This is a genomic window from Microbacterium terrae (genome assembly GCF_017831975.1).
GTDB lineage: Bacteria > Actinomycetota > Actinomycetes > Actinomycetales > Microbacteriaceae > Microbacterium > Microbacterium terrae.
The window spans coordinates 2,404,719-2,430,959 of the sequence record NZ_JAFDSS010000001.1; the positions used below are offsets into that span (position 1 = coordinate 2,404,719).

The following is a 26,241-nucleotide window of genomic DNA, read 5'->3' on the forward strand; positions in this document are numbered from 1 at the left end:
CTCCGTCGTGGGGTAACGGGATGGACACGAGGGGCAACGTATGCCGCCGCATCCAGGAAGTCAACAGGAATCTCTCAGGTTCACCACATCGCTCAGAATGCTCGACAACGGGTTGCCTGAACGCGCAGAGTGCTCGGACGTTGAAACGTTGCTGCAACATGCCGTGTCATCGAGCCGCGCCCCCTTCTTTCGGCGAGACCGTCGTCGGCGGAACGTTCCAGGATGCTGGATGCCGTGACCACAGCCCGGCGCGATGAGCCAGCCACCCCGCGCCACCGCATGGGTCCGCTGTACGCCGCAGGGTTCGTCACGGCCTTCGGCGCGCACAGCGTGGCTGCCGGCGTCGGCGCGACGGGCGAGGACATCGGCCTGAGCCTGCTGCGGATCGGGTTCCTGCTCGCGCTGTACGACATCGCCGAGGTTCTGCTCAAGCCGATCTTCGGCTCGCTGTCGGACCGCATCGGCGCGAAGCCGGTGATCGTGGGTGGCCTGATCGGGTTCGCGGCACTGTCGCTGCTCGGCCTCGGCGCGCAGAACGTCGCCCTGCTCACGCTGGCGCGTCTCGGCCAGGGCGCAGCGGCCGCGGCGTTCTCCCCGGCCGCGTCGGCCACGGTCGCGCGGCTCGGTGCCGGGCGCACCGGCGCCTACTTCGGCCGGTACGGCTCGTGGAAGGCGCTCGGCTACACGATCGGGCCACTGCTCGGTGCGGGGCTCATCGCGTGGGGCGGGCTGCCGCTGCTGTTCGGCGTGCTGAGCGCCGCCGCGGCGATGACCGCGATCTGGGTGCTTCTCGCACTCCCGGCGCCCGCGCCGCTCCCCCGCACGCGGTACACGGTCGTCGATCTTGTGCGCCAGACGACTGACTCGGCGTTCCTCGTGCCGACGCTTGCCCTCGCAACCTCGACCGCCGCGCTCGGCGCCGCGATCGGCTTCCTCCCCGCCCTCGCCACCCACCTCGGCCTGTCGCTGTTCGCCGCGATCGCCATCGCGACCGTGCTCGCCCTCGCGTCGGCGATCGTGCAGCCGTGGGCAGGGTCGCTGCGCGACAGCCGCCGCTTCTCCGATCGCGCCGGCGCGATCGGCGGGCTGCTCGTGCTCGCCGCCGGCATCCTTCTCGTCGCCGTGCTCCCCACTGCGGTCGTGCTCTACCTCGCCGCCGTACTCATCGGGGCCGGGATCGGCGTCGTCACACCGTTCGCCTTCGCAGCCCTCGCCGACTCGACCCCGCAGGAGCGCATGGGCCGCACCCTCGGCACGGCCGAGCTCGGCCGCGAGCTCGGCGACAGCGCCGGGCCCCTGCTCGTCGGAGCCGTCGCCGCCGCGACCGCCCTGCCCTGGGGGCTGGCGACGCTCGGCGGAGCCGTGGCGCTCATGGCGGGCGTGGTCGGAGTCACGCGCTCCCGCAGCGCCGTCGTGACCGAGCCGACGGACTGACGGGACGGATGCCGGCGCCCCGGGGGCGCTGTCACGGCCCGCGCGTCAACGACGGAAGAACTCCACCCCGAGATCCGGGTGGTCGACGAAGACCCCGTCGACGGCGGAGTCGCGGATGAGGGCCCACTCCGCCTCCCAGTCGCCGAATGCCGACGGGTCGCCGCCGTGGCGGAACTGCCGCACGAGGAACGAGTTCTCGGGCCGCGCGGTCCAGGTGAACACGCACAGGCCCCGGGCGTGAGCATCCGTCACCACCGACGACGGACCCGTCGCCCGGCCGAGCTTGTCGGGGGCGAGGATCATCCGCTTGTCGACGCTGATCCCGTCGACTCGCCCCACGAGGCCGTCGAGGCCCGCAGGCGCCGCGGTCTGCCGATAGGTGAGCGCGGTCTTGCCCTGGGCCGCGAACAGGTCGAACGGCCGCCCGGCAGCCTCGAGCAGGTAGATGTAGGCAGCCTCGACGCCGAGACGCTGCAGCTCGAACAGCACCGTCGACTCGAAGGCCTCGACGGTGAGCGGCAGTTCGCCGTGCGCCCAGCCGGCAGCGGTGAGCTCGGCGGCGATGAGCTCGGCGATGTCGAACCCGAGGCTCGCGAAGTAGGTCGCGTGCTTGATCTCGAGCACCACGCCGATCTCACGCCCGTGCTCGAGAGAGCCTGCGCGGATCAGGTCGAGCACGTCGCGCAGCCGCAGCACCGGCTGCTGGTCGTCGAAGCTCGCGCTCGAGACCCGCACGTGGGGCAGGCGCTCACGGCAGCGCAGCGTCGACAGCTCGTCCCAGGTGAAGTCCTCGGTGAACCAGCCGGTCAGCTCGGCGCCGTCGACCGTCTTCGTGGTGCGACGTTCGGCGAACTCCGGCCGGTCGGCCACGTCGGTCGTGCCCGAGATCTCGTTCTCGTGCCGCACGACCAGCACGCCGTCGCGCGAGACGACGACATCGGGCTCGACGGCATCGACGCCCAACTCGAGGGCGAGGTCGTACGACGAGCGCGAATGCTCGGGGCGATAGCCGGGCGCCCCACGATGACCGATGACGAGAGGGATGCGGCGAGCCACCGTCACAGGCTACCCGGCGCCTGCGAGCGGGCCGGGGGGCGGCATCCGTTCATAGCCCACTCCCAGACTGCACCGGGGCCGCGCGGCGCCGGTTCGGATAGTGTTGATCAACAGCACAGTGCTGTGATTACCCCCGACACAGGAGTGTGAGAGCAGTGGCCCTCGACAACCCCGCGTTCAACAACCCGGCGTTCCAGGACCAGCGCGCCGTTCAGACGTACCCCGGCGGTCCGCAGGCAGCGAACATCGGCTCATCCAGCCAGACGTCCTCGGCGCAGCACGGCGCGACCGATGTCGCAGCCCAGGCTCAGCTCGAGGGCATGTACGCCGCCCCCGCAGCAGGCGCCGTCGACACCGACCGCATGACGGTCGAAGACACCGTGATCAAGACGGTCGGCCTCTTCGCCATCCTGCTCGTCACCGCCGTCGTCGGCTGGGTGTGGACCATGGCCGGCGTCGACGCAGCCAACCCCAACCCCAGCATGGCCCCGTGGCTCATCGGCGGCATCGGCGGCTTCATCATGTCGATGGTCGTGATCTTCGGCTCGCGCAAGAAGATCCGCCCCGCGCTCATCTTCGGCTACGCCGCATTCGAGGGTCTCTTCGTCGGCGGCATCTCGGCGTTCTTCGAGTTCCTCTACGAGGGCATCGTCATCCAGGCCACCCTCGCGACGTTCTCGGTCGTGGGCGTCACCCTCGCGCTGTTCGCGAGCGGCAAGATCCGCGCCTCGGCGAAGGCCACGAAGATCTTCCTCATCGCGATGGTCGGCTACCTGGTCTTCTCGCTGCTCAACGTGCTCCTCATGGTGTTCAACGTGCCCATGGCCGGCGGCGCCTTCGGTCTGCTGAGCCAGAAGGTCTTCGGCATCCCGCTCGGCCTCATCATCGGTGTGGTCGTCGTGATCATGGCGGCATACTCGCTCGTGCTCGACTTCGACAACATCCAGCGCGGCGTCAAGAACCGCGCCCCGCGCCAGTACGCCTGGCTCGGGGCCTTCGGCATCATGGTCACCGTCGTGTGGCTGTACGTCGAGATCCTGCGCATCCTCGCGATCCTGCGCGGCAACAACTAGCGCACAGGCATCCGCTGCGAACGGCCGTCCGGTTCTCCGGGCGGCCGTTCCGCGTTCCCCCGCGCCGCACCCCCCGCGACACCGCCGGGGTACCAGCCCACGCGGGCGGCCGCTAGCGTGGGGCGGGTGAGCCCGAGCCGGAGCGAAGCCGAGATCCTCGAGATCGACGGGCACGAGGTGCGCATCTCGAGCCCGAGCAAGGTCGTGTTCCCGGAGGCCGGGATCACCAAGCTCGACGTCGTGCGCTACTACCTCGCCGTCGCCGACGGCGCGCTGCGGGGCGCGGGCGGCAGGCCGATGGTGCTCAAACGGTTCGTCAAGGGCATCGACCAGGAAGCCTTCTTCCAGAAGCGCGTGCCCGAGAACCACCCCGGGTTCATCGACACCGCGACCCTCCACTACGCCCGCGGCACATCGGCCGAAGAGACCGTGATCCGGGATGCCGCGGGCCTCGCCTGGGTCGTGAATCTCGGATGCCTCGACCTCAACCCGCATCCGATCCGGGCCGAAGACCTCGACCACCCCGACGAGCTGCGCATCGACCTCGACCCGATGCCGGGCGTCGACTGGTCGCAGATCGTCGACGTGGCGTTCGTCGCCCGCGAGGTGCTCGACGACGTCGGGCTCGTGGGCTGGCCGAAGACGAGCGGGTCGCGCGGCATGCACATCCTGGTGCGCATTGCCCCGCAGTGGGACTACAAGCAGCTGCGGCTCGCCGCCGAGACGCTCGCCCGCGAGGTCGAGAACCGCGCCCCCGGCCTCGCCACCGCCCGCTGGTGGAAGGAGGAGCGCGGCGAGAGCGTGTTCGTCGACTTCAACCAGAACGCCAAGGACCGCACCGTGGCATCCGCGTACTCGATCCGCCCGCTCGCCGACGCCCGCGTCTCGACCCCGCTCGACTGGGACGAGGTGCGCGATCGCCGCCCCGAGGAGTTCACCGTCGCGACCGTGCTCGAGCGCTACGCCGCGATCGGCGACCCGCACGCGGGCATCGACGACGCGGTCGGCACGCTCGACGGCCTGCTGCGCCTCGCCGACGAGCTCGGCCCCGCCGAGAAGCCGCCGCGCGCCGGCTCCGCCGACGGGCGTCGGCAGTCGACGATGCCGCTCATCGAGGTCGCTCGCACGAAGACCAAGCCCGAGGCGCTGGCGGCGCTGGAGCAGTGGAAGCAGGCGCACACGAAGGCGGCCGGGATGCTGCATCCCGCCGACGTGATGGTCGACGGCATGCGCGGGTCGAGCTCGCTCTGGTACCGGGTGCGGGTGAACCTGCAGCACATCCCCGAGGCGGAGCGTCCTCCGCAGGAGGCGCTGCTCGCCGACTACGACCCGTGGGCGGGCAAGACCTGGCCCGGGCCGCTCGCCGAGCGCTGAACCTGCTCAGCGCGCCGCGGCCCCGCGGGCGAGGATCTGGTCGCGCAGCGACGGCGGCCGCTCGTCGCTGAAGTACGCCACGGCGACGAACTCGTCGAACAGGGCGCACATCATGTTCTCGAGCTCGCCGAGCGGGGTGGCGAAGCGCACCATCACGAGCTGCTTGGAGCCGGGCACCGGTATCCAGTAATCGGCGGTGAGCCGGATGGTCCCGTCCGCCTCGGTGCCGTCGTGCACAGGCTCGACGCGATGCGTACGCAGCGCGGGCACGCCGGGACCCCGCACCTCGACCATCGACGCGCGCGCGACCGGGTCGATCTGCGCGAGCCCCTCGGCCATGACCTTCAGCACGGTCTCGGGGGCCGTGCCGATCGCGGGGCTCATGCGCAGGTCGGCCGGTTCGAAGACGAGCAGCGTCACCGGCAGCGGCGTGCCCGGTGCGATCTCGGTCGAGAACATGATGGCCCGCACGTCTCCCCGCGCACCCTCGGCGGCGGCTGCCTCCAGCTGGCGCCGAATCCGGGCGCGCTCCGTCGCGCGGTCATCGGCCGGGCCCACGGCATCCTTCGCGATCCGACGGATCGATGCCGTCGTGGCATCGGCGCCCGACAGATCGACGGAGAACCACCGTCCGGGAAGACGGAAGCGCAGCCGGGCACCACTCACTCGGGCGCCGCCCAGTCGCCGTAGCGGGCGTCCATTCCGGTGAGGGTGACGCCGCCCTGGCCGGCGTTGCGGACGACGAGCTGGTCGAGGTCGGCGGCGGCGGCGCGGAGATCGACGGGGTCGCCCGCGTCGACCGTGCCGGCGATCAGCTCGATGGTGTTCGGCTCCCACGGGAGCGTGCGCCAGACCGTCTCGACGACCGCATCGAGTTCCTCAGCCGTGAACGGCTCAGCGGAGTCGGTGACGAGCGACAGCGCGAGGCCGTGACCGAACCCGTTCTTCCACCGGCTCGGATCCTCGACCGCCACGACCCTGGGCACGGCCGTCGTCACCGCTTCTGCCACATCGCCGTAATCCACGGTCGCCTCCTCCGAATTCTGGGTGCCCTGAGGCACGACGCCGCACCCTGCAAGCGCCCCGCCCAGCAGTGCTCCCGCCAGCACGAGGGCGGGCAGCAGACGCATCCCCTTGCTCTGTCTTGCCATCGTCACTCGGTCCATTGGTAGTACGACGTGTCCACGTACCCATTGTCGTTGAAGAAGTTGCCGAGGTCGGGATGGTTCGCCTGCACCTCGCCGATGTGGTCCTCCAGCGTCGCCGAGTAGTCGACGGAGTTGTGGGCTTCGACATCGACCCCGAGGGTCGGGTTGGGCGTCGGAGGATCGACGCGGATCGACGTCCAGTTCGATCCGTGCTCGATGCTGTCGACGTCTCCCCCGAGGAAGTCCAGTCTCGGTACCGGGTCGCCGTTGTGCTGCACCGAGACGACGTCGACGTCGTTCGGGATGGGCATGTGGTCGATCGGCGCACCCGACACGACGACCGCCTGCCAGTTGTAGTCGGAGTTGTACGCGGCCAGGTGCCCGGCCATGATCCCGCCCTGGCTGAACCCGACGAGCATGACCGGATCGTCGGGGCCGATCCCCTCCTGCGCCATCGCGTCGAGCACCGCACGCTCGTACTGCGTCTGCAGCGCGGGTGTCAGCATCAGCGCCAGGTTGCTGTCGAGGTCGTTCACGGCGCCCTGATCGCCGAACCGCGACAGCCACTCCTGGGTGCTCGGCAGGGTGACGGTGTAGTACCAGCCGTCGGGCCCGAGCACCTTGGTGATCTTGACGACGGTGTCCGTCTCGCCACCGAGCTTGTCCACCTCGGTCGTGCCGTCGAGCACGGTGGCGAGGCTCGGGTCGTCGGGCTTCTTGTTCTCGTCGCCGGCATACGGGTCGGTCCCACTCACGGCCGGTGTCGGCTTGAGCACGTCCGACAGCACGCTCGCGATGAGGAAGGCGGCGAGGACGCCCGCGATGACCGCGCCGATGATGAGGCCGATCGTGCCGAACAGCGCTCCGATCGCGACGATGAGAAGCAGGATGGCGATCGTGGCGAGGATTGCGACGAGCGTGTCTGCGATCGCCTTGAGGAGGTTGACCACGTCCTCGAGGAAATCGCCGATCCACTCCCCGATCCCGGCGAGGAAGTCGCCGATGTCGGAGAAGAACTCGCCGACGCCATCCCAGAAGCCCTCGTTCGTCGCGTCGATCGCCGCATCGATCCTGCGGATCGCGGTCTCGGCCGCATCGTCCATGTCTTCGCGTGCCCGCTCGATGCGCCGCTCGGCGGCGGCCACGGCGGCGGAGGCATCGTCGGCGTCCCGCTGCGCGCCCGACACCCGACCGGTGAGGCTCGGCGACGGGTCGTCGGCGGCGTTCGCCTGGTCGGTGAGATCTTCGAGGGCGCGGTCGGCACGGCTCTGCTCGAGAAGCGCCTCATCGAGGTCGTCCTGGGCGCGGTGCGCATCGTCGTGCGCCGTCGTGAGTGCGACAGCGTACTCCGAGATCGCGTCGGCCGTGCCCTTGTAGCGGGGCTGGATGCGCTCGAGCTCGGCGGATATCTGCTCGTTCTGCTCGGCGAGCGCCCGCACTGCCTGGCCCTCGTCATCGTCGGAGACGATGCCGCGGAGTTCGCGGATGACGGAGCGGATGACCTCGGCCGACGACACGAGGTCGACCGCTCGCGCCGACAATTCCGCCGGGTGCCCGGGAAGGACGCTCATCCGCCCTCTCCGTCCTGCGCCATCTTCGCGTCGAGATCACGGAACGTGTCGACGATCGCCTGCATGAAGTCGGCCTGGGAGCGCAGGTTCTCCTGCAGGTCTTCGCGCGCGTTGTCCCACTTGCCGCCGAAGTCCTCGATCTTGTCGGCGAGACCCCCGTGACCGGTGAGGCTCCCGAGGTCGTCGGCGAACTTCTCGGCCTCCTCGAAGGTGGTCGCGAGGTTCTTCGCCGAGCTCGCGGTCGACTCGAGCCGCGCAAGGTCCATCCGGACGTCGGTCATCGATCTCCCCCATCGTGGCGCGGGGCGGCGCTGCCGCGTCGGTCCGCCGCAGTGCGCAGCCACTCGCCCAGGGCGGCGTCGGCCGCGCGCACCTCGGCGCGCAGGGCGTCGGCATCCGCCGCGGACTCGGGCACGCGCACGCGCAACCCACCCAGCGCCGCGGTCAGCGCATCATTCGACATGGTGAGACTCCCTGAGAGCGGAGGCGGACAGCCGCGGCCGAGACCGGCAGCGCGACGCCACCACGCTACCGGGCATCGCCGTCCCGCTTCGATGGGGACAAGTACCCATCGGCGTCATCCGCGCGAAGCGACCGCCGCCTGCAGCGCGGCGACCAGAGCAGGCTGCACGGCGTCCGCGGTGAAGCCCGCGGCGGCCGTCCGTGCGCGCGACGCCAGCGCGAGGCGCCGGTCGTCGTCGAGCAGCAGCCCGATCACCGCCTCGGCGAGGGCGTCGACGTCACCCGGCGCCACCAGCACGCCCGCATCGCCGATCGTCTCACGCGGTCCGTACCGCGCATCGGTCGAGACGACCGGCAGCCCGCGCGCCATCGCCTCGGCGATCGACAGCCCCTGCCCCTCGAACGCGGTCGCGGTGAGGAACAGCGCCGCCCGATCGAAGATCGCATCGCGTTCCGACGTCACCCCGTGGAGGGTCACCGACCCGCCCAGCCCCAGCTCGTCGATGAGGGCCTGCAGCTCGCCGCGCAGCGGCCCGTCGCCGTACACGTCGAGGCGCGCATCGGGCACTGCCGACACGACCTGCCCCCAGGCCCGCACGGCCAGATCGACGCGCTTCTGGGGCGCGAGCCGGTTGAGCATCACGACCGTGCGCCCGTCGCGCGCACCAGACGGTTCGTCTCCCAGCTCGATCGGATTGGGAACGACGTGCGACCGGTCGGCGTGCCCGAACCGCGACGCGACGTCGTCGCGCTGCGCGGCCGTCGGCCAGAGCACGGCGTCGTACGCGCCGAGCGTCGCCAGCCACCGACGCCACAGCCCTACGACCGGAGCCGACGGGTCGTCGTGGGGTGCGGGCAGGTGCGAGTTGTGCACGGTGTGGACGAGCCGCACGCGCGGGTCGGACCAGCCGACCAGCGCCTCGCCGATCTGTCGGGACTCGCACACCACCACGAAGAGCCGATCGGGGTCACCGGCGGCCGCTCGCCGCTCGGCGGCGATGTGCTCGAGCCACGCGATGTACAGGCCGGGGAAGCCCGCGACGACCCGATCGCCGTCCGGTGCGTGCGCCACGACGGCGGCGTCGCGCAGATGCCACTCGGGATCGTCCTGGAAGACCGGCAGCGACACGATCGGCCGGCCCGCGGCATCCGTCACCTCTCGGTACTCCACGCCGGCAGCGCGTCCCCCGGGCGCACCGGCGTCGAACAGCCACGTGGGATCGGCCGCGAGGTCGTCGAACAGGTTGCGGAACGAGGATGCCGTGGCCAGCAGACCCGCCTCGACGAACTCCTGCCGCTGCGCGGCGTGCACCTCGGCCGACTGGCCGTCGACGCTCAGCATCAGCGGATCACGCGCCCCCGCCGCCGCGAGCAGCCGCACCCGCGTGGGCACCGCGACCGCGAATCCGCCGTCGAGCCCCAGGGCGATGCGGCTGCCGAGCACCACGTAGTCGGCGTCGGGCAGCGCGTTCGAAGTCACCCGTCAATCCTGCCGGTTCGCCGCGGCAGCGCGAAACGATGGCGTGAGACGACGGATGCCGCGGGCACAGGCCCGCGGCATCCGGAAGTCACTCCCACTCGATGGTGCCCGGCGGCTTCGACGTGACGTCGAGGACGACGCGGTTGACGTCGCGCACCTCGTTGGTGATGCGGTTCGAGATCTTCGACAGCACGTCGTAGGGCAGACGGGTCCAGTCGGCGGTCATCGCGTCTTCGCTCGAGACGGGGCGCAGCACGATCGGGTGACCGTAGGTGCGGCCGTCGCCCTGCACGCCCACCGAGCGCACGTCGGCCAGCAGCACGACCGGGCACTGCCAGATCTCGCCGTCGAGGCCCGCCTTCGTCAGCTCTTCGCGGGCGATCGCGTCGGCATCACGCAGAATCTCGAGGCGGTCAGCGGTGACCTCACCCACGATGCGGATTCCGAGGCCGGGCCCCGGAAACGGCTGGCGCCCGACGATCACCTCGGGGAGCCCGAGCTCGCGGCCGATCGCGCGCACCTCGTCTTTGAAGAGAGTGCGCAGCGGTTCGATGAGCTCGAACTGCAGGTCTTCGGGGAGGCCGCCCACGTTGTGGTGCGACTTGATGTTCGCGGTGCCGGTGCCGCCGCCCGACTCCACCACGTCGGGGTAGAGCGTGCCCTGCACGAGGAAGCGGATGGGCTCGCCCTCGGCCGCCGCCTCGGCGACCAGATCGGCCTGCACCTTCTCGAACGCGCGGATGAACTCGCGGCCGATGATCTTGCGCTTCTGCTCGGGGTCGCTGACGCCGGCGAGGGCGTTCAGGAACGTCTCGCGCGCGTCGACGGTCACCAGGCGCACACCGGTCGACGCGACGTAGTCGTTCTCGACCTGCTCGCGCTCGCCCTTGCGGAGCAGTCCGTGGTCGACGAACACGGCGACGAGCTGGTCGCCGACCGCCTTGTGCACGAGCGCCGTGGAGACGGCGGAGTCGACCCCGCCCGAGAGTGCGGAGAGCACGTGGCCGGTGCCGACCTGCGCGCGGATCTTCTCGACCTGCTCGGCGATGACGTTGTCGCTGTTCCAGTCGGCCGGGAGTCCCGCCGCCTTGTGGAGGAAGTTCTCGATCACGTTCTGGCCGTAGTCGGAGTGCTTCACCTCGGGGTGCCACTGCACGCCGTAGAAGCACTTCTCGTCGTTGCCGAACGCGGCGACCGGGGTCGCCCCGGTCGAAGCCAGCACGTCGAAGCCCTCGGGCGCGCGCGACACCTGGTCGCCGTGGCTCATCCACACGTTCTGCTCCGCCGGCTGACCGCCCAGCAGCACGCCGCCGTCGTTCACCACCGCGGCATCCGTCGCGCCGTACTCGCGCAGGCCGGTGTTCGCGACCTCACCGCCGAGGGCACGGGCCATCACCTGGAAGCCGTAGCAGATGCCGAGCGTCGGCACCCCGAGGTCGAAGACGCCGGCGTCGAGCGACGGCGCTCCCTCTTCGTACACCGACGAGGGCCCGCCCGAGAGGATTATGCCGACCGGGTTCTTCGCGGCGATGTCGGCCGCCGTCGCGGTGTGCGGCACGATCTCGCTGTACACGCCGGCCTCACGCACGCGTCGCGCGATCAGCTGCGCGTACTGCGCACCGAAGTCGACGACCAGCACCGGGCGCTGGCTGGTCTCTGTCTGTTCTGTCACCGCTTGTTCTCCGTCGGGATCGCGTGGGTCAAAGACGAATGCTCGGCGCGCGAATGCAGCTCTGCATCCTCACGCGCCTGGAGGTAGCGCTTGACGTCGCGGGCGACGACGGCCTCCATGAAGAACGACAGCAGGGGCACGATGCCGCCCGAGGCGAGCATCCCGAGGCGCAGCACGTTCCACCGCATCAGGCTCCAGATGCGGAAGCAGGCGATGAGGTAGACGACGTAGAACCAGCCGTGCGCGACGAGGATGCCGAGCGACAGGTTGATTCCGTCGCCGGTCGACTCGAGGCCGGACGCGGTCTCGACCGCCGGCGCCCACCACAGGAATCCGCCGGACCCGCCGAGGAAGAGCTCCAGGTGGAAGGCGTACTTCATCACCATCTCGCCGACCAGCAGCAGCAGCATCGTGCCGGTGATGATCGAGCAGACCTGGTAGAACCTCAGGGCTCCGCGGATCGCCGGAAAGGTAGCGAGTTTCGGTTCGCGGGGCATGGGTTCCAGTCTAGCGGCGGCTGCGCGCGGCATCCGCCGACGGTTCAGGATGCCTCGGCCGCGGCATCCTCGACGTCTTCGACCTCTTTCTCCCACGCATCCTTCGCGAGCCGGTACCAGAGGTAGAAGGCGAAGCCGGCGAAGATCGCCCACTCGGCGGCGTAGAAGATGTTGAGCCAGTTCACCGTCGAGCCCGCCTCGGGCGCGGGCGACGAGATCTCGGTGAGACCGCCCGCCGTCTCGTCGGCGACGAGGTACTGGCGATACACGTCGAGGCCGTCCACGTCGCTCCACTGCCCGAGGAGCGCGGCGGGAGACATGCGCGTCATCGTCTGCGGGTCGTCGTCTTCGCCCGGCAGCACGGGACCCTCGTCGGAGATGAGTCGCCCGGTGAGCTCGAGCCCGGTCTGCCCGCGCGCCTCGGCGTCGAGCGCCTCGACCGCGGCCGCGGCGTCGTCGGCGGTCGGCGCCCAGCCGATCGCGACGGCGAGCGAGGTCGGCGGGATGCGATCGCCGTCGGCCGTGCCGACGCGGAGCTGTCCGGTCACCCAGTAGCCCTCTACGTCGTCGTTGTAGCGGGAGGCGACGACGAGGAAGTCGCCGGGAACGAACCGGCCGGTCACCTCGACCTGCTGGCCGACGAGCGGCTCGCTGAGGTACTCCCCCGGCTGCACGATCTCGTCGATCGGCTTCAGCTCCTCGGTGATCCCCGCGGGCGGCGGGTCGGTGTCGATCGCGCGCCCCAGCTGCCACTGGCCGAGCCAGGCGAACACGCCCGCCACGACGAGGCACAGCAGGAGCAGCCCGATCCACTGCGGGCGCAGCATCACCTCGCGCAGCGTCGGCGGGAAGACTTCGGGAACGTCGGCCGCGGCGCCCGCGCCGCTTCCGGTCCCCGAGCCTGTCGAGGGGTCGATCGAGGTCATCTGGCTTCGTACGGCGCGACGACGACCTCGACGCGCTGGAACTCCTTGAGCTCGGAGTAGCCGGTCGTCGCCATCGACTTGCGCAGGGCCCCGATGAGGTTGGCGGTGCCGTCGGCGACGGGAGCCGGACCGTACAGCACCTCCTCGAGCGAGGCGACCTGGTCGACCCGCACGCGGCGGCCGCGGGGCAGCTTGGGGTGGTGGGCCTCGGGGCCCCAGTGGTAGCCCAGGCCCGGGGCATCCGTCGCCCGCGCCAGCGCGACACCGAGCATGACCGCGTCGGCGCCCATGGCGAGAGCCTTGACGATGTCGCCCGACGTGCCCACGCCGCCGTCGGCGATGACGTGGACGTAGCGTCCGCCCGACTCGTCGAGGTAGTCGCGGCGCGCACCGGCGACGTCGGCGACCGCGGTCGCCATGGGTGCGTGCACCCCGAGCGTCGCGCGCGTCGTCGACGCGGCGCCGCCGCCGAAGCCGACCAGCACGCCGGCTGCACCGGTGCGCATCAGGTGGAGGGCCGCGGTGTAGGTCGACGCGCCGCCGACGATGACGGGCACGTCGAGGTCGTAGATGAACTTCTTGAGGTTGAGGGGGGCATCGACGCTCGAGACGTGCTCGGCCGACACCGTGGTGCCGCGGATGACGAACAGGTCGACGCCGGCGGCGACGACCGTCTCGTACAGCTCCTGGGTGCGCTGCGGGGTGAGGGCGCCGGCGACGGTGACTCCGGCGGCGCGGATCTCGGCGAGGCGGTCGCGTACGAGCTCGGGCTTGATGGGCTCGGCGTACAGCTCCTGCATGCGGCGGGTCGCGGCCGACTTCTCGAGCGCGGCGATCTCGGCGAGGAGCGGCTCGGGGTCGTCGTAGCGGGTCCACAGGCCCTCGAGGTCGAGCACGCCGAGGCCTCCGAGCTGCCCGAGCATGATCGCGGTGCGAGGGCTCACGACCGAGTCCATCGGGGCGCCGATCACCGGGATGTCGAACTGGAAGGCGTCGATGGCCCACGCGGTCGAGACATCTTCAGGATTGCGGGTGCGCCGCGAGGGCACCACCGCGATGTCGTCGAACGTGTACGCGCGGCGAGCGCGCTTGGCGCGGCCGATCTCCATGTCCATGCTCACGAGCCCAGCCTACCCGTCGGTGCGCGGCGCCCCGATGCCGGTCAGCGGTCGCGCACGACCCGCGTCTCGTCCCAGACCGGGGCATCCGACTCCACGACCCTGCCGTCCGCCCCGAACACCAGGAACCGGTCGAAGGACTTCGCGAGCCACCGGTCGTGCGTGACGGCGAGCACCGTGCCCTCGAAGCGCGCGAGCGCGTCCTGCAGCGCTTCGGCCGAAACGAGGTCGAGGTTGTCGGTGGGCTCGTCGAGCAGCAGCAGCGTCGCTCCCGACAGCTCGAGCAGCAGGATCTGGAACCGCGCCTGCTGTCCGCCCGACAGGTCGTCGAAGCGCTGCTCGGCCTGCCCGACGAGGCCGTAGCGGTCCAGCGCCGAGCTCGCCGCGTCACGCGGCAAGCCGGCGCGGGCGTCCTCGCCGCGGTGGAGGATGTCGAGCAGGGTGCGGCCGTCGAACTCCGGATGCCGGTGGGTCTGCGCGAACCACCCCGGAACCACGCGCGCGCCGAGCACCGCCCGCCCGGTGTGCGAGACGGGCGCGAGCGCGCCGCCCGTGGTCGTCATGTGGCCGAGCCGCGCGTCGGGATCGGTGCCGCCACGGGCGAGCAGACGCAGGAAGTGCGACTTGCCCGACCCGTTCGACCCGAGCACGGCGACCCGGTCGCCGAACCACACCTCGGCGTCGAAGGGCTTCATCAGCCCGGTGAGCTCCAGCTGCTCGGCCACCACGGCGCGACGCCCGGTGCGCGCGCCGCGCAGGCGCAGGTCGAGGTCCTGCTCCTTCGGCCGCTCCTGCGGCGGACCGACCTCCTCGAACTTGCGCAGGCGCGTCTGGGCGGCGCGGTAGCGCGAGGTGAACGAGTCGTTCGCGGTGGCCTTCACCTTGAGGGTCGCCACCAGCTCCTTGAGCTTGACGTGCTGCTCGTCCCACCGCCGGCGCAGCTCGTCGAGGCGCGCCATCCGGTCGTCGCGGGCGCGATGGTACGTGCCGAACCCGCCGCCGTGCACCCACGCGGTGCTGCCCGCGCCGCCCGCCTCGAGCGTGACGATGCGGTCGGCGGCCCGGGCGAGCAGCTCGCGGTCGTGCGAGACCAGCAGCACGGTCTTCGGCGTCTCGCGCAGCCGATCCTCGAGCCAGCGCTTGCCGGGCACGTCGAGGTAGTTGTCGGGCTCGTCGAGGAGGAGCACCTGGTCGGGTCCGCGCAGCAGCGCCTCGAGCGCGAGCCGCTTCTGCTCGCCGCCCGACAGCGTGGCCAGCTCGCGGTACTGCGCCCGCGCGAACGGGATGCCGAGCGCGGCCGTCGTGCACGTGTCCCACACCGTCTCGTACTCGTACCCTCCCGCCTCGGCGTAGTCGGCGAGCGCGCCGGCGTACCGCATCTGGGTGTCGAGGTCGTCGTCCTCGATGATCGCGAGTTCCGCCTCGGCGAGCTCGCGTGCAGCCCGGCGCACCCGATCGGGCGCGACCGCGATGAGCAGATCGTGCACGGTCTGCCCCGCCTGGCCGTGACCCACGAACTGGTCCATGACGCCGAGCCCGCCGTCGATCGAGACGACCCCCGACAGCGGATCGAGCTCGTCGCGGATGATGCGCAGCAGCGTCGTCTTGCCGGCGCCGTTCTGCCCGATGAGCGCCGTCGTCGACCCTTCGCCGACCCGGAACGAGACCTCGTCGAGGAGCGGCCGGCCGTCGGGCAGCGCGTAGCTGACCGCGGCGATGTCGATGTACCCCATGTCGTGCTTCCTGCTCCGTGCGGCATCCGTCGCCGTTCGGGGAGCCGACCAGGCTATCGCACGGTGGGTGGCGCTGCGACGTCAGGCCGCGGCGTACCGGCCCGACTTGATGGCGCGCGCCCGGGCCTTCTCGGCCTCCTCCTCGCGGTTCTTCGGCGGCACGGTGGCGACGAGGTCGTCGAGCAGGTGCTGCGTGAGGTGGGCGATCTCGTGGACGGCGTGGTCGAACGCCTCCTGGTTCGCCTTCGACGGCTTGGTGGTGCCCGCGATCTTGCGGACGTACTGGAGGGCCGCCGCGTGCACCTCGTCGGATGTGGCGGCGGGCTCGAAGTTGTGGAGGGTGTGGATGTTCCGGCACATGGCAGCGACGATACGCCGCGACGCGGCATCCGTCACCCGCTCACCAGCGGTCGGTGCCCCGGGGGACGACGTCGAGGATGTGGGGCAGGTCGGTCGGGAAGCACGAGCGGAACAGCTCGGTGATCTCGGGGTCGGAGCCGTAGTCGTCGACGAGGCGCAGCCCGATCATCGTGCTGATGAGCATGCCCTCCGCGAGGAATTCGCGCGCCCGGTCGGCGTCGAGGCCCATGTCGTCGCGGAAGAACCGCCAGACGGCGGCGAAGCCCCGGCGTGCCGCCGGGCCGATGACCGGATGGCTGCCCATCAGGTACGCGTTCGCGAGGGTCTGGTGCAGGCCCCGCACCGACAGCAGGTCGACGTACGCCTGGCCGACGCGCTTTCCGATGGTCTCGGCATCCGCGTCGACCGTCGCCTCGCGGAACGCGGTGAGCAGGCGCGCGAGCGCCTCCTCGATCGTGGCGAGGAACAGGTTCTCCTTCGAGCCGAACAGGCGCACGACGTAGGGCTGGCTGACGCCGGCGGCGCGCGCGACCTCGTCGGTCGTGGCGCCGTCGTAGCCCCGGGTGCCGAACACCGCGAGCGCTGCGACGAGGATCTGCTGCCGTCGCTCGTCGGACGACATCCTGCGCCCCGGATCGACGGCGATGTCGAGGTCGGGCGTGCTTCCAGAGCTCATGCTCCCGAGATTATCAGCGAATGACTTGACTTTGTAATCATGCGATTACTACAGTCCTTCCTGTCAAGTAATCATCCAATTACAACTGGAGTCCGCATGGCCCTCGAATCTCCTGCCGCGCCCGTCGGCGCGCAGCGTCCTCTCGCGGCTCCGCGCCGCCCGCGTCCGTTCGCGCTCGTCCTCGCCGCGGCGTCGCTGCCCATGTTCATGGCAACCCTCGACAACCTCGTGATGACCAACGCGCTCCCCGTGCTCCACACCGAGATGGGAGCCGCGGTCGAAGAGCTGCAGTGGTTCGTGAACGCGTACACGCTCGCGTTCGCCGGCACGATCCTCATCGCCTCGGCCCTGGGCGACCGCTTCGGCCGCCGCACGGTGTTCGCCATCGGCATCGCGGTCTTCGGCATCGGGTCCGCGCTCGCGGCGCTCAGCACCGACCCCGGGCAGCTGATCGCGGCCCGCGCCTTCCAGGGCCTCGGAGCGGCCGGCGTCATGCCGTTGTCGCTCGCATTGCTTTCGGGCGCCGTGCCCGCAGCCCGCCGTCCCCTCGCCATCGGCATCTGGGGCGGCGTCTCGGGCCTCGGCGTCGCGGTCGGCCCTCTCGTCGGCGGAGCCATCATGGAGGGCTGGAACTGGCAGGGCATCTTCTGGATCAACGTGCCGGTCGCCCTCATCGCGATCCCCCTCGCCCTCGTCGTGCTGCGCAACGACTTCGGCGCCCGCGAGCGCATCGACGTGCCGGGCGCGCTGCTCGCGGCATCCGGTGTCGTCGCGCTGGTGCACGCGATCGTGCGCGGCAACGACGACGGCTGGGACTCGCTCGGCGTCATCGTCGAACTCGCCCTCGGCGCAGCGCTCGTGCTCGGCTTCCTCGTCTGGCAGACCCGCGCGAAAGCGCCCCTGGTACCGCTGCGGCTGTTCCGCGACCGGTCGTTCTCGGTCACGAACATCATCGGCTTCGCATTCAGCTTCGGCACGTTCGGGGCGGTGTTCATCCTCATCCAGTACCTGCAGGTCGTGCAGGGCTCGACGCCGCTCGAGGCTGCCGTGCAGACGACGCCGTGGACCCTCGCGCCCGTGTTCGTCGCGCCGATCGCGGGCCTCCTCGCCCCGCGCGTCGGCACCCGCGTGCTGATGGTGGCGGGCCTCGCGCTGCAGGCCGTCGCGCTCGGCTGGATCGGCGCCGTCATGTCGACCGACCTCGAATACCCCGTGCTCATCGCGCCGTTCGTGATGGCCGGCGTCGGCATGGCGCTCGTATTCGCCCCCTCGGCCACCGCGCTGCTGGCGACCCTCGGCCTCATCGACCACGCCAAGGCGTCGGGGGTCAACTCGACGGTGCGCGAGCTCGGGGTGGCCCTCGGCACCGCGGTCATGACCGCCATCTTCGTGGGCGCCGGCGGCGAGCTGCTGCCCGACCTGTACGTCGACGCCGCCCGCCCGGCCGTGTTCACCGGCGCGGCCGTGCTCGCGCTGGCGACCGTCGCCGCACTGTGGCTGCCCGCGGGGCGCTCGGTCTCGGGGTCGGCGTCGGCCCCCGATGCAGGGGAACCCGCGACGGATGCCGCGGAGCACGAGCGCATCGCGGTCTGAGTCCCGCACCGGGGAACGCGAGGGGGGACGGATGCCGCGGCATCCGCCCCCCTCGTACGACTTACTTCTTGTAGTTGGGCGCCTCGACGACGATCTGCACGTCGTGCGGGTGCGACTCCTTGAGACCGGCGGCGGTGATCCGCACGAACTTGCCGCGGGCCTTGAGCTCCTCGACGGTGCGCGCGCCGACGTAGAACATCGACTGCCGGAGTCCTCCGACGAGCTGGTAGGCGACGGCCGAGACCGGTCCGCGGTAGGCGACCTGGCCCTCGATGCCCTCGGGGATGAGCTTGTCGTCGCTGGGGATGTCGGCCTGGAAGTAGCGGTCCTTCGAGTAGGACGTCTTCTTGCCGCGGGTCTGCATCGCGCCGAGCGAACCCATGCCGCGGTAGAGCTTGAACTGCTTGCCGCCCTGGAAGACGACCTCGCCCGGGGACTCGTCGGTGCCGGCGAGGAGCGAGCCGAGCATCACGGTGTCGGCGCCGGCGACGAGCGCCTTGGCGATGTCGCCCGAGTACTGCAGGCCGCCGTCGGCGATCACGGGAACGCCGACCTCGCGGGCCGCGAGCGAAGCCTCGTAGATCGCGGTGACCTGCGGCACGCCGACGCCCGCGACGACGCGCGTGGTGCAGATGGAGCCGGGACCGACGCCGACCTTGACGGCGTCGACGCCCGCCTCGATGAGCGCCTGGGCGCCCTCGCGGGTCGCGACGTTGCCGCCGATGACGTCGATGTGGGCGAAGGATGCGTCGCCCTTGAGGCGGCGGACCATGTCGATGACGCCGGCGGACTGGCCGTTGGCGGTGTCGACCACGATGACGTCGACGCCCGCGTCGCGCAGCGCCTCGGCGCGCTCCCACGCGTCGCCGAAGAAGCCGATCGCTGCGCCCACGCGCAGACGGCCCTGGTCGTCCTTCGTGGCGAGCGGGTACTTCTCGCTCTTGTCGAAGTCCTTGATCGTGATGAGACCAGCGAGCTTGCCCGCCTCGTCGATGAGGGGAAGCTTCTCGACGCGGTGCTGGGCGAACAGGGCGATGACCTCGCCTGCGCCGATGCCGACCGTGCCGGTGATGAGGTTCTCGCGGGTCATGACGTCTTTGACCAGGGTGGTCTGACGCTCGAAGCCCGAGACGAAGCGCATGTCGCGGTTCGTGATGATGCCGACCAGGCGCCCCTCCTCGTCGACGACGGGGAGGCCCGAGATGCGGTACTGCGCGCACAGCGAGTCGACCTCGTCGATCGTCGCGTCGGGGGTGGTGGTGATCGGGTCGGTGATCATGCCGGACTCGCTGCGCTTGACCCGGTCGACCATCGAGGCCTGATCCTGGATCGAGAGGTTGCGGTGGATGATGCCGAGACCCCCCTCGCGGGCCATGGCGATCGCGAGGCGCGCCTCGGTGACCGTGTCCATCGCCGCGGAGATCAGCGGAGTCGCGACCGTGATCCGGCGGGTCAGCCGCGACGACGTGTCGGCCTCGCTCGGGATGACGTCCGTGTGCCCGGGCAGCAGCAGGACGTCGTCGTAGGTCAGTCCGACGAAGCCGAAGGGGTCGTTGTGCTCCATGGGGTCTCCTGCGCTCCGTGCCGGGGCGCGTTCTCTCGAGTGTGTGGACGACGGCGGCCGGGGCGCTCGTGACGCTCCGTACTCGATTCTAAGCGGGCGCGGACGCCCTTTGTTCCCGCGCGCGTGCGGTGACGCGCGCCGCGCGACATCGCGCGCGCATCGCGTGGTCGAGCGGCCCGGCGCCTGGTGAGCGCGCGGGCGGTTCCGATTCGATCACGGCGCGCAGGCGCGTTGTATGCGAAACACCGACGACACATTAGGGTCGTACCGTCGTTCATCACTGCCGATGCGATCCCGAGCGTCGGCGTCCTGTGGTGCCGGACTGGAGGTTCTGTGGGTCCCACGACTGTGACCACGAGACGCTCATTGCGATGGGCTGTCATTCTTGCCGGAGCGCTGATGGCGGCGGCGATGCTGCTGTTCGCGACGCCGCTCGGCGCGCACGCCGATGCGACGGCTCCGGACGAGCCGGGCGCCGATCAGACGGCGACCGATTACTACTTCTCCGGGCTCATCAGCTACCAGGACGAGCCTGTGGCCGATGTGACCGTGTCGATCGAAGGCGGCGGTTTCGAAGCCGAGACCATCACCAACGCCGAGGGTCGCTGGCGGCTGTACGTGCCCGAGAAGGACGCGTACACGCTCACCGTCGACGAGACCACCCTCCCCGACGGCGTCATCGTCGACCCGGAGCAGCTGCCGGAGGGCATCGCGCCCAAGGACGGCACCACCGCGTCGTTCGAGGTCGAGTTCGGCCTCACCGACTCGCGGGTGCTGAACCTCTTCCTCGGCCAGGGCGAGCGCGTCACCACGTCGTTCGTCGACCAGCTCGTCGAGCGCCTGGTGAACGGCCTCAACTTCGGCCTCCTCCTCGCGCTCGCCGCGGTCGGCGTCTCGCTGATCTTCGGCACCACGGGCCTCACGAACTTCGCCCACGCCGAGATGCTCACCTTCGGAGCGATCGTCGCGCTGGTGTTCGGTGGCAACTTCGGCCTCCCGATGTGGCTGGTCGTGCCGATCGTGGTGCTGTTCGGCGCCGCGTTCGGATGGAGCCTGGATGCCGGCCTCTGGCGACCGCTGCGCCGCAGGGGCCTGGGCCTGGTGCAGCTGATGATCGTCAGCATCGGCCTCTCGCTCGCGATCCGCTACCTGTACGCGTTCTTCATCGGCGGCGGCACGTATCAGCTCCCCGGAGCCGGCGCGCCGCGCGACATCCGCTTCGGTCCGGTGTCGATGTCGTGGATCGACGCGGTCTCGATGGGCACCTCGATCGTGCTGCTGCTGGCCGTCGCGTACTGGCTGCTGCGCACGCGCGTCGGCAAGGCCACCCGCGCCATCAGCGACAACCCCGGGCTCGCCGCCGCGTCGGGCATCAACGTCGACCGCGTGATCCGCACCGTCTGGATCCTCTCCGCCTCGCTCGCCGCCGTGGCCGGCGTGCTGTGGGCCTACTTCCGGCCCGGCGTGAAGTGGGACATGGGCGTGCAGGTGCTGCTGCTCATCTTCGCCGCGGTCACCCTCGGCGGCCTCGGCACCGCGTTCGGCGCACTCGTCGGCTCGCTGATCGTCGGCATCCTCGTCGAGATCTCGACACTGTGGATTCCGCCGGACATGAAGTACGTGGGCGCACTCGCCGTGCTGATCGTGATCCTCCTCGTCAGGCCCCAGGGCTTGCTGGGCCGCAAGGAAAGGTTGGGCTGACCCATGGACTGGGGACAGATCCTCAACAACACCGCCTACTGGGTGTTCAGCCCGGAGACGATCGCCTACGCACTGGCGGCCACCGGTCTCGCCGTGCACTTCGGCTACGCCGGCCTGCTCAACTTCGGCGTCGCCGGCTTCATGGCCCTCGGCGCCTACGGATACGCGATCTCGATCCTCAGCTTCGGCTGGCCGTGGTGGCTGGGCATCATCGTCGGATGCCTCGCCTCAGTGGTCTTCGCGATCATCCTCGGCATCCCGACCCTGCGTCTGAGAGCGGACTATCTGGCCATCGTGACGATCGCGGCGGCCGAGATCGTGAGACTCATGCTCACGACGCAGGTCTTCGACGAGTGGACGAACTCCGCCGACGGGCTGGGCAACTATCACGCCGGGTTCCGCGCGGCCAACCCGTTCCCCGACGGCAACTACGGGTTCGGCCCGTGGGTGTGGACCGCCGACCAGCTGTGGGTGCGCGTGTTCGGCATCATCCTGCTCGCGATCGCGGTCTACCTCGTCTGGGCGCTCATGCGCAGCCCGTGGGGCCGCGTGCTCAAGGGCATCCGCGAAGACGAAGACGCGGTGCGCTCGCTCGGCAAGAACGTGTTCGCCTACAAGATGCAGGCGCTCATCATCGGCGGCGTCATGGGCGCCCTCGGCGGTGTGGTCTTCGCCCTGCCGTCGGCGGTGGTCCCGGCCACTTACACCACCAGCCTCACGTTCTTCGTGTGGACCATCCTGCTGCTCGGCGGCGCCGCGACGGTCTTCGGACCGGTCGTCGGCTCGGTGATCTTCTGGGTGATCATGGGCTTCCTCGGAAACGTGCTCCCCGCGATGGCCGCGGCCGACATCCTGCCGCTGTCTTCGGCGCAGGCCGGCACGCTGCGCTTCATCCTGGTGGGCGTCGCGCTCATGCTCATCGTGATCTTCCGCCCGCAGGGCATCTTCGGAAACAAGAGGGAGCTGACCTTTGTCAAGTAACGCACCCGAGAACGCGGCCGCGGGCGACGCGGCCGCTGAGACTCCCGCCGTGCCCGCCTCGACGGGCGCCGTCCCGACGACGACCGGTTCGGTCCGCCGCCCGAAGTCGACCGGCCTCGCGGCCGGGGAGTCGACGCCGGGCGTGGCCAAGAACGATCCCGTCCTCGTCATGGACAACGTGACCCGCCGCTTCGGCGGCCTCATCGCCGTCGACGTCGAGCACCTCGAGATCCCGCGCCACGCGATCACCGCGCTCATCGGCCCGAACGGTGCCGGCAAGACGACCCTGTTCAACCTGCTGTGCGGCTTCGACAAGCCGAACTCGGGAACCTGGTCGTTCGACGGCAAGCAGCTGAGCGGCATCCCGTCGTTCAAGGTCGCCCGCATGGGTCAGGTGCGCACCTTCCAGCTGACGAAGGCCCTGTCGCTGCTGACGGTGCTCGAGAACATGAAGCTCGGCGCCACCGGCCAGAAGGGCGAGAGCCTGTGGGCGAGCATCATCCCCGCCATCTGGCGCAAGCAGGACGACGCGATCGAAGACAAGGCGATGGAGCTGCTCCAGCGGTTCAAGCTCGACGCCAAGGCCGACGACTACGCGGCGTCGCTGTCGGGCGGCCAGCGGAAGCTCCTCGAGATGGCGCGAGCACTCATGAGCGACCCGACGCTCGTCATGCTCGACGAGCCGATGGCCGGTGTCAACCCGGCCCTCACCGAGTCGCTGCTCGATCACATCCTCGACCTCAAGGACCTCGGCATGACGGTGCTCTTCGTGGAGCACGACATGCACATGGTGCGCCACATCGCCGACTGGGTGGTCGTGATGGCCGAGGGTCGCGTCGTCGCCGAGGGTCCGCCCGAGATGGTGATGAACGACAAGGCCGTGATCGACGCATACCTGGGCAGCCACCAGGACGTCGACCTGGGTGTCGTCACCGGCCGCATCGCGGGCGAGCTCGACTCCGAGGCCCAGCAGCTTCTGGAGGAGATCCGCCAAGACGAAGAAGCGGCGATCCAGGACGCCGAGGAGGACACCAAGTGAGCACGCCGACGACGGATGCCGCGGGCACAGCCGCGGTCAAGACCGACGAAGTGGTGGTCGAGGTCACCGACCTCTATGCGGGGTACCTCCCGGGCATCAACATCATCAACGGCACGAACCTGGTCGCCCGCAAGGGCGAGCTGATCGGCATCATCGGCCCGAACGGCGCCGGCAAGTCGACGCTGCTCAAGGCCATCTTCGGCATGGTGAAGGTGCGCGAGGGCTCGATCACCGTCGACGGCGAGAGCGTCGTCGGGCTCAAGTCCGACAAGCTCGTGCAGCGCGGCGTCGGCTTCGTGCCGCAGACCAACAACGTGTTCCCCTCGCTCACCATCGAGGAGAACCTGCAGATGGGTCTGTACCAGAACCCCAAGGGGTACGCCGAGCGGCTCGAGTTCGTCACCGGAATCTTCGCCGAGCTGGGCAAGCGCCTCAAGCAGCGCGCAGGCTCGCTCTCGGGCGGTGAGCGGCAGATGGTCGCGATGTCGCGCGCGCTCATGATGAACCCGTCGGTGCTGCTGCTCGACGAGCCGTCGGCGGGCCTGTCGCCCGTGCGCCAGGACGACGCCTTCATCCGCGTCTCCGACATCAACAAAGCCGGCGTGACGACGATCATGGTCGAGCAGAACGCCCGCCGCTGCCTGCAGATCTGCGACCGCGGCTATGTGCTCGACCAGGGCCGCGACGCCTACGAGGGCAGCGGCCGCGACCTTCTGAACGACCCCAAGGTGATCGGGCTGTACCTCGGCTCACTGGGCGCCGACACCGACCACTAGACGCGGGACCTCTTCAGGAGGGGGACGGATGCTTCGGCATCCGTCCCCCTCCTCGTTGTCGGCCTGCGCTGAGTCAGCCCTCACCACACACTCTGGGGGGAAACCAACCCCCGAAGGCACCGGGGCGCTCAGCGCGCCGAGGCACCCGGGCTCGACCGACTACGCCCACCGGGCACGCGAAAGGGCCCCGGATCGCTCCGGGGCCCTTCGCTCTAGCTCAGTGCGATCAGAGGTCGATGCGCGAGAAGGAGTTGTCGGCCTGGTACTGGAAGATGCCGACCGTAGCCTCCTGCGGGTCGCCGACCTCGTCGAACCCGATGGGGCCCGAGTAGCCGTCGTAGTCCGCGACGCCGCCGCCGAGGATGATGTCGGCGCAGTCGGCGTACGACTCGCACTTCTCACCGTCGCCGGAACCGCCCGAGACCTCCTGCAGCTTGCCCGCGATGTCGGCGGCGTCGGTCGAGTTGGCGGCGAGCGAAGCCAGCGCCAGCAGGATGACGGCGTCGTACGACTCGTTGGCGTACGCGAAGTCGGTCAGCTCCGAGTTGCCGTCCGCGACCCACCAGTCGTTCAGTCGGGTCTGGAAGTCCTCCGGAGTCGAGGGGCCGGCGGGCGTGGTGCCCTTGGCGCCCTCGAGGCTGACGTCGGCCGGCCACTTGTCGTCGGCCGAGAAGTTCTTCAGGTTGCCGTCGACGAAGTACAGGTCCTCAGCTGGGTAGCCCGCAGCCAGCAGCGCCGGGCCGATCGTGTAGATCTCGTCGAACGTGATCAGCACGACGGCGTCGGGGTTCGAGGCGAGGATCGCGCTGATCTGCGCGTCGAACGTGGTGTCACCGGTGTTGTAGGACTGCTCCTCGACGATCGTGCCGCCGGTGCCGGTGAAGTTCTCCTGGAAGACATCGTTGAGGCCGGTGCCGTACGAGTCGTTCAGGTAGAGCACCGCCACGTTGGAGTGGGCGTCCTCGGCGACGAGGTTCGCGAGAACCTCGCCCTGGAGCTTGTCGGACGGAGCCGTGCGCCAGTACAGGTCGTTGTCGTCCCACGTGGTGAAGTCGAGCGACGTGTTGGCCGGCGAGAAGGTGATGATTCCCGCGGCGACGGCGTCGTCGAGGAAGAGCTTCGTCACACCCGACGACGCGGCGCCGATGGCGGCCGAGACACCCTCGGAGATGAGGGTCTGGATCGTGGTGGCGTACGCCTTGTTGTCGGTGTCGCCCGAGTCGCCCCAGACGATGTCGTCCATGGTGAGGCCGGTCTCTTCGGCGACCTCGTTGATGTCGGATGCGGCGAGACCGACACCCGCCTCCTCGGGCGGGCCGAGGAACGACAGGCTGCCGGTGACGGGCAGGATCGTGCCGATCTTCAGGGTCAGGTCGCGTGCCTCGACCTCGGACTCGGTCGGCTCGCTGCTCGTGCCCGCGGCGCAGCCGGCGAGGACGAGTGCTGCAGCACCGGCGAGTGCGATGCCGCCGAGGACCGACGACTTACGCGAGCGGGTGATGACGCTCATGTTGCTCCTTGCTGTTCATTCAACAACGGGAACGGCTCGGGCGCCGACCCAGTGGACCAAACCTAACCGGCGGTCGGTCTCGTGAGTGTTGCCGTTCGTTAACGATGTGAAACAGAAATGTCTCGGTGTCATAACGGCCTGAGAGCTGTCGTCCCGGCGCTCTGCGCAATTCGCCTCCCCGCCCTGGGGCGACGGCCGGAGCGGAATACCCCAAGCGGGTATAGGGTTGGAGCCAGATGTACCCCTCAGGGGTATCCCAGACATCATCGAAAGGCTGAGGACATGGCAGAGAAGATCGCATACCAGGTCACCGGAATGAGCTGCGGGCACTGCGAGGCATCCGTCCGCTCCGAGGTCACGAAGATCGCCGGCGTCGAAGACGTGGCCGTCAGCGCCGCATCCGGCTCGCTCATCGTCACGGCCGGCACCGCGATCGACGACGCCGCGATCATCGCGGCGGTCGACGAGGCCGGCTACACCGCCGTCCGCGCCTGATG

General features: G+C 70.1%; 25 protein-coding genes. 9 read left to right on the plus strand and 16 right to left on the minus strand.

Annotation, left to right across the window (positions count from 1 at the left end; all coding sequences use genetic code 11):
* Positions 1 to 279 precede the first annotated feature (279 nt).
* Positions 280 to 1,434 (plus strand): MFS transporter, encoded by a 1,155-nt coding sequence (locus tag JOD63_RS11055; protein ID WP_045275416.1) that lies wholly within the window; start codon positions 280 to 282, stop codon positions 1,432 to 1,434.
* Positions 1,435 to 1,479: 45 nt separating this feature from the next.
* On the opposite strand, the gene JOD63_RS11060 is transcribed toward JOD63_RS11055, so the two are convergent.
* Positions 1,480 to 2,490, minus strand: coding sequence for a glycerophosphodiester phosphodiesterase family protein (locus JOD63_RS11060; RefSeq protein ID WP_045275489.1), 1,011 nt, complete (start codon positions 2,488 to 2,490; stop codon positions 1,480 to 1,482).
* Between the two features lie 155 nt (positions 2,491 to 2,645).
* On the opposite strand from JOD63_RS11060, the gene JOD63_RS11065 reads away from it, so the two are divergent.
* Together JOD63_RS11065 and ligD are read left to right on the plus strand one after the other, a co-directional pair.
* The gene (locus JOD63_RS11065; RefSeq protein WP_045275417.1) at positions 2,646 to 3,563 is read left to right on the plus strand and encodes a Bax inhibitor-1/YccA family protein; all 918 of its coding nucleotides are present in this window, start codon (positions 2,646 to 2,648) and stop codon (positions 3,561 to 3,563) included.
* Positions 3,564 to 3,689: 126 nt separating this feature from the next.
* The gene (ligD, locus tag JOD63_RS11070) at positions 3,690 to 4,937 is read left to right on the plus strand and encodes a non-homologous end-joining DNA ligase (protein ID WP_045275418.1); all 1,248 of its coding nucleotides are present in this window, start codon (positions 3,690 to 3,692) and stop codon (positions 4,935 to 4,937) included.
* Positions 4,938 to 4,943: 6 nt separating this feature from the next.
* Here ligD and JOD63_RS11075 read toward each other — a convergent pair whose 3' ends face one another.
* From JOD63_RS11075 to JOD63_RS11135, 13 genes are all read right to left on the minus strand, one after another.
* Positions 4,944 to 5,603: a hypothetical protein gene (locus JOD63_RS11075; protein WP_052682487.1), complete on the minus strand. Its 660-nt coding sequence runs from the start codon at positions 5,601 to 5,603 to the stop codon at positions 4,944 to 4,946.
* Positions 5,600 to 6,088 (minus strand): hypothetical protein, encoded by a 489-nt coding sequence (locus JOD63_RS11080; RefSeq protein WP_157003978.1) that lies wholly within the window; start codon positions 6,086 to 6,088, stop codon positions 5,600 to 5,602. Before JOD63_RS11080 ends, JOD63_RS11075 begins: the two co-directional genes overlap by 4 nt.
* A gap of 2 nt (positions 6,089 to 6,090) precedes the next feature.
* Positions 6,091 to 7,656, minus strand: a complete 1,566-nt coding sequence (locus tag JOD63_RS11085; RefSeq protein WP_045275420.1) for an AAA family ATPase — start codon at positions 7,654 to 7,656, stop codon at positions 6,091 to 6,093.
* Positions 7,653 to 7,937, minus strand: coding sequence for a hypothetical protein (locus JOD63_RS11090; RefSeq protein ID WP_045275421.1), 285 nt, complete (start codon positions 7,935 to 7,937; stop codon positions 7,653 to 7,655). The genes JOD63_RS11085 and JOD63_RS11090 overlap by 4 nt, the downstream gene beginning before the upstream one ends.
* Positions 7,934 to 8,119: a hypothetical protein gene (locus JOD63_RS11095; RefSeq protein WP_045275422.1), complete on the minus strand. Its 186-nt coding sequence runs from the start codon at positions 8,117 to 8,119 to the stop codon at positions 7,934 to 7,936. The genes JOD63_RS11090 and JOD63_RS11095 overlap by 4 nt, the downstream gene beginning before the upstream one ends.
* A gap of 114 nt (positions 8,120 to 8,233) precedes the next feature.
* Positions 8,234 to 9,598 (minus strand): glycosyltransferase, encoded by a 1,365-nt coding sequence (locus tag JOD63_RS11100; protein ID WP_045275423.1) that lies wholly within the window; start codon positions 9,596 to 9,598, stop codon positions 8,234 to 8,236.
* 88 nt (positions 9,599 to 9,686) lie between these two features.
* The gene (gene guaA / locus JOD63_RS11105; RefSeq protein WP_045275424.1) at positions 9,687 to 11,270 is read right to left on the minus strand and encodes a glutamine-hydrolyzing GMP synthase; all 1,584 of its coding nucleotides are present in this window, start codon (positions 11,268 to 11,270) and stop codon (positions 9,687 to 9,689) included.
* Positions 11,267 to 11,767 (minus strand): DUF3817 domain-containing protein, encoded by a 501-nt coding sequence (locus JOD63_RS11110; protein WP_045275425.1) that lies wholly within the window; start codon positions 11,765 to 11,767, stop codon positions 11,267 to 11,269. Before JOD63_RS11110 ends, guaA begins: the two co-directional genes overlap by 4 nt.
* A 44-nt stretch (positions 11,768 to 11,811) precedes the next feature.
* A complete protein-coding gene (locus JOD63_RS11115; RefSeq protein ID WP_084613488.1) occupies positions 11,812 to 12,594 on the minus strand; it encodes an SURF1 family protein in 783 nt (260 codons plus the stop codon).
* Positions 12,595 to 12,689: 95 nt separating this feature from the next.
* On the minus strand, positions 12,690 to 13,808 hold the full coding sequence (locus tag JOD63_RS11120) for a GuaB3 family IMP dehydrogenase-related protein (protein ID WP_211088190.1): 1,119 nt from the start codon (positions 13,806 to 13,808) through the stop codon (positions 12,690 to 12,692).
* Between the two features lie 47 nt (positions 13,809 to 13,855).
* Positions 13,856 to 15,544, minus strand: coding sequence for an ABC-F family ATP-binding cassette domain-containing protein (locus JOD63_RS11125; protein WP_045275427.1), 1,689 nt, complete (start codon positions 15,542 to 15,544; stop codon positions 13,856 to 13,858).
* Positions 15,545 to 15,625: 81 nt separating this feature from the next.
* Positions 15,626 to 15,904 carry a DUF2277 domain-containing protein gene (locus JOD63_RS11130; protein WP_045275428.1) on the minus strand — a complete coding sequence of 93 codons (279 nt, stop codon included), beginning with the start codon at positions 15,902 to 15,904 and terminating at the stop codon, positions 15,626 to 15,628.
* A gap of 40 nt (positions 15,905 to 15,944) precedes the next feature.
* A complete protein-coding gene (locus JOD63_RS11135; protein ID WP_045275429.1) occupies positions 15,945 to 16,580 on the minus strand; it encodes a TetR/AcrR family transcriptional regulator in 636 nt (211 codons plus the stop codon).
* Positions 16,581 to 16,676: 96 nt separating this feature from the next.
* Here JOD63_RS11135 and JOD63_RS11140 point away from each other — a divergent pair, with 96 nt between their 5' ends.
* Positions 16,677 to 18,173, plus strand: coding sequence for a DHA2 family efflux MFS transporter permease subunit (locus JOD63_RS11140; RefSeq protein ID WP_045275430.1), 1,497 nt, complete (start codon positions 16,677 to 16,679; stop codon positions 18,171 to 18,173).
* A 61-nt stretch (positions 18,174 to 18,234) separates the two neighbouring features.
* Here the strand turns inward: JOD63_RS11140 and guaB are convergent, their stop codons facing one another.
* Positions 18,235 to 19,737 (minus strand): IMP dehydrogenase, encoded by a 1,503-nt coding sequence (gene guaB, locus JOD63_RS11145; RefSeq protein WP_045275431.1) that lies wholly within the window; start codon positions 19,735 to 19,737, stop codon positions 18,235 to 18,237.
* Positions 19,738 to 20,136: 399 nt separating this feature from the next.
* Here guaB and JOD63_RS11150 point away from each other — a divergent pair, with 399 nt between their 5' ends.
* From JOD63_RS11150 to JOD63_RS11165, 4 genes are read left to right on the plus strand one after another with little or no spacing between them, the layout of a single operon-like run.
* Positions 20,137 to 21,438, plus strand: coding sequence for a branched-chain amino acid ABC transporter permease (locus tag JOD63_RS11150; protein WP_045275432.1), 1,302 nt, complete (start codon positions 20,137 to 20,139; stop codon positions 21,436 to 21,438).
* Positions 21,439 to 21,441: 3 nt separating this feature from the next.
* Positions 21,442 to 22,419 carry a branched-chain amino acid ABC transporter permease gene (locus tag JOD63_RS11155; RefSeq protein WP_045275433.1) on the plus strand — a complete coding sequence of 326 codons (978 nt, stop codon included), beginning with the start codon at positions 21,442 to 21,444 and terminating at the stop codon, positions 22,417 to 22,419.
* Between the two features lie 49 nt (positions 22,420 to 22,468).
* A complete protein-coding gene (locus tag JOD63_RS11160; RefSeq protein ID WP_045275434.1) occupies positions 22,469 to 23,458 on the plus strand; it encodes an ABC transporter ATP-binding protein in 990 nt (329 codons plus the stop codon).
* Positions 23,455 to 24,234, plus strand: coding sequence for an ABC transporter ATP-binding protein (locus tag JOD63_RS11165; RefSeq protein WP_045275435.1), 780 nt, complete (start codon positions 23,455 to 23,457; stop codon positions 24,232 to 24,234). Before JOD63_RS11160 ends, JOD63_RS11165 begins: the two co-directional genes overlap by 4 nt.
* A gap of 226 nt (positions 24,235 to 24,460) precedes the next feature.
* On the opposite strand, the gene JOD63_RS11170 is transcribed toward JOD63_RS11165, so the two are convergent.
* The gene (locus JOD63_RS11170; protein WP_045275436.1) at positions 24,461 to 25,744 is read right to left on the minus strand and encodes an ABC transporter substrate-binding protein; all 1,284 of its coding nucleotides are present in this window, start codon (positions 25,742 to 25,744) and stop codon (positions 24,461 to 24,463) included.
* Between the two features lie 282 nt (positions 25,745 to 26,026).
* Between JOD63_RS11170 and JOD63_RS11175 the strand changes: the two genes are divergently transcribed.
* Positions 26,027 to 26,239 (plus strand): heavy-metal-associated domain-containing protein, encoded by a 213-nt coding sequence (locus JOD63_RS11175; protein WP_045275437.1) that lies wholly within the window; start codon positions 26,027 to 26,029, stop codon positions 26,237 to 26,239.
* The last annotated feature ends 2 nt before the right edge of the window (positions 26,240 to 26,241 follow it).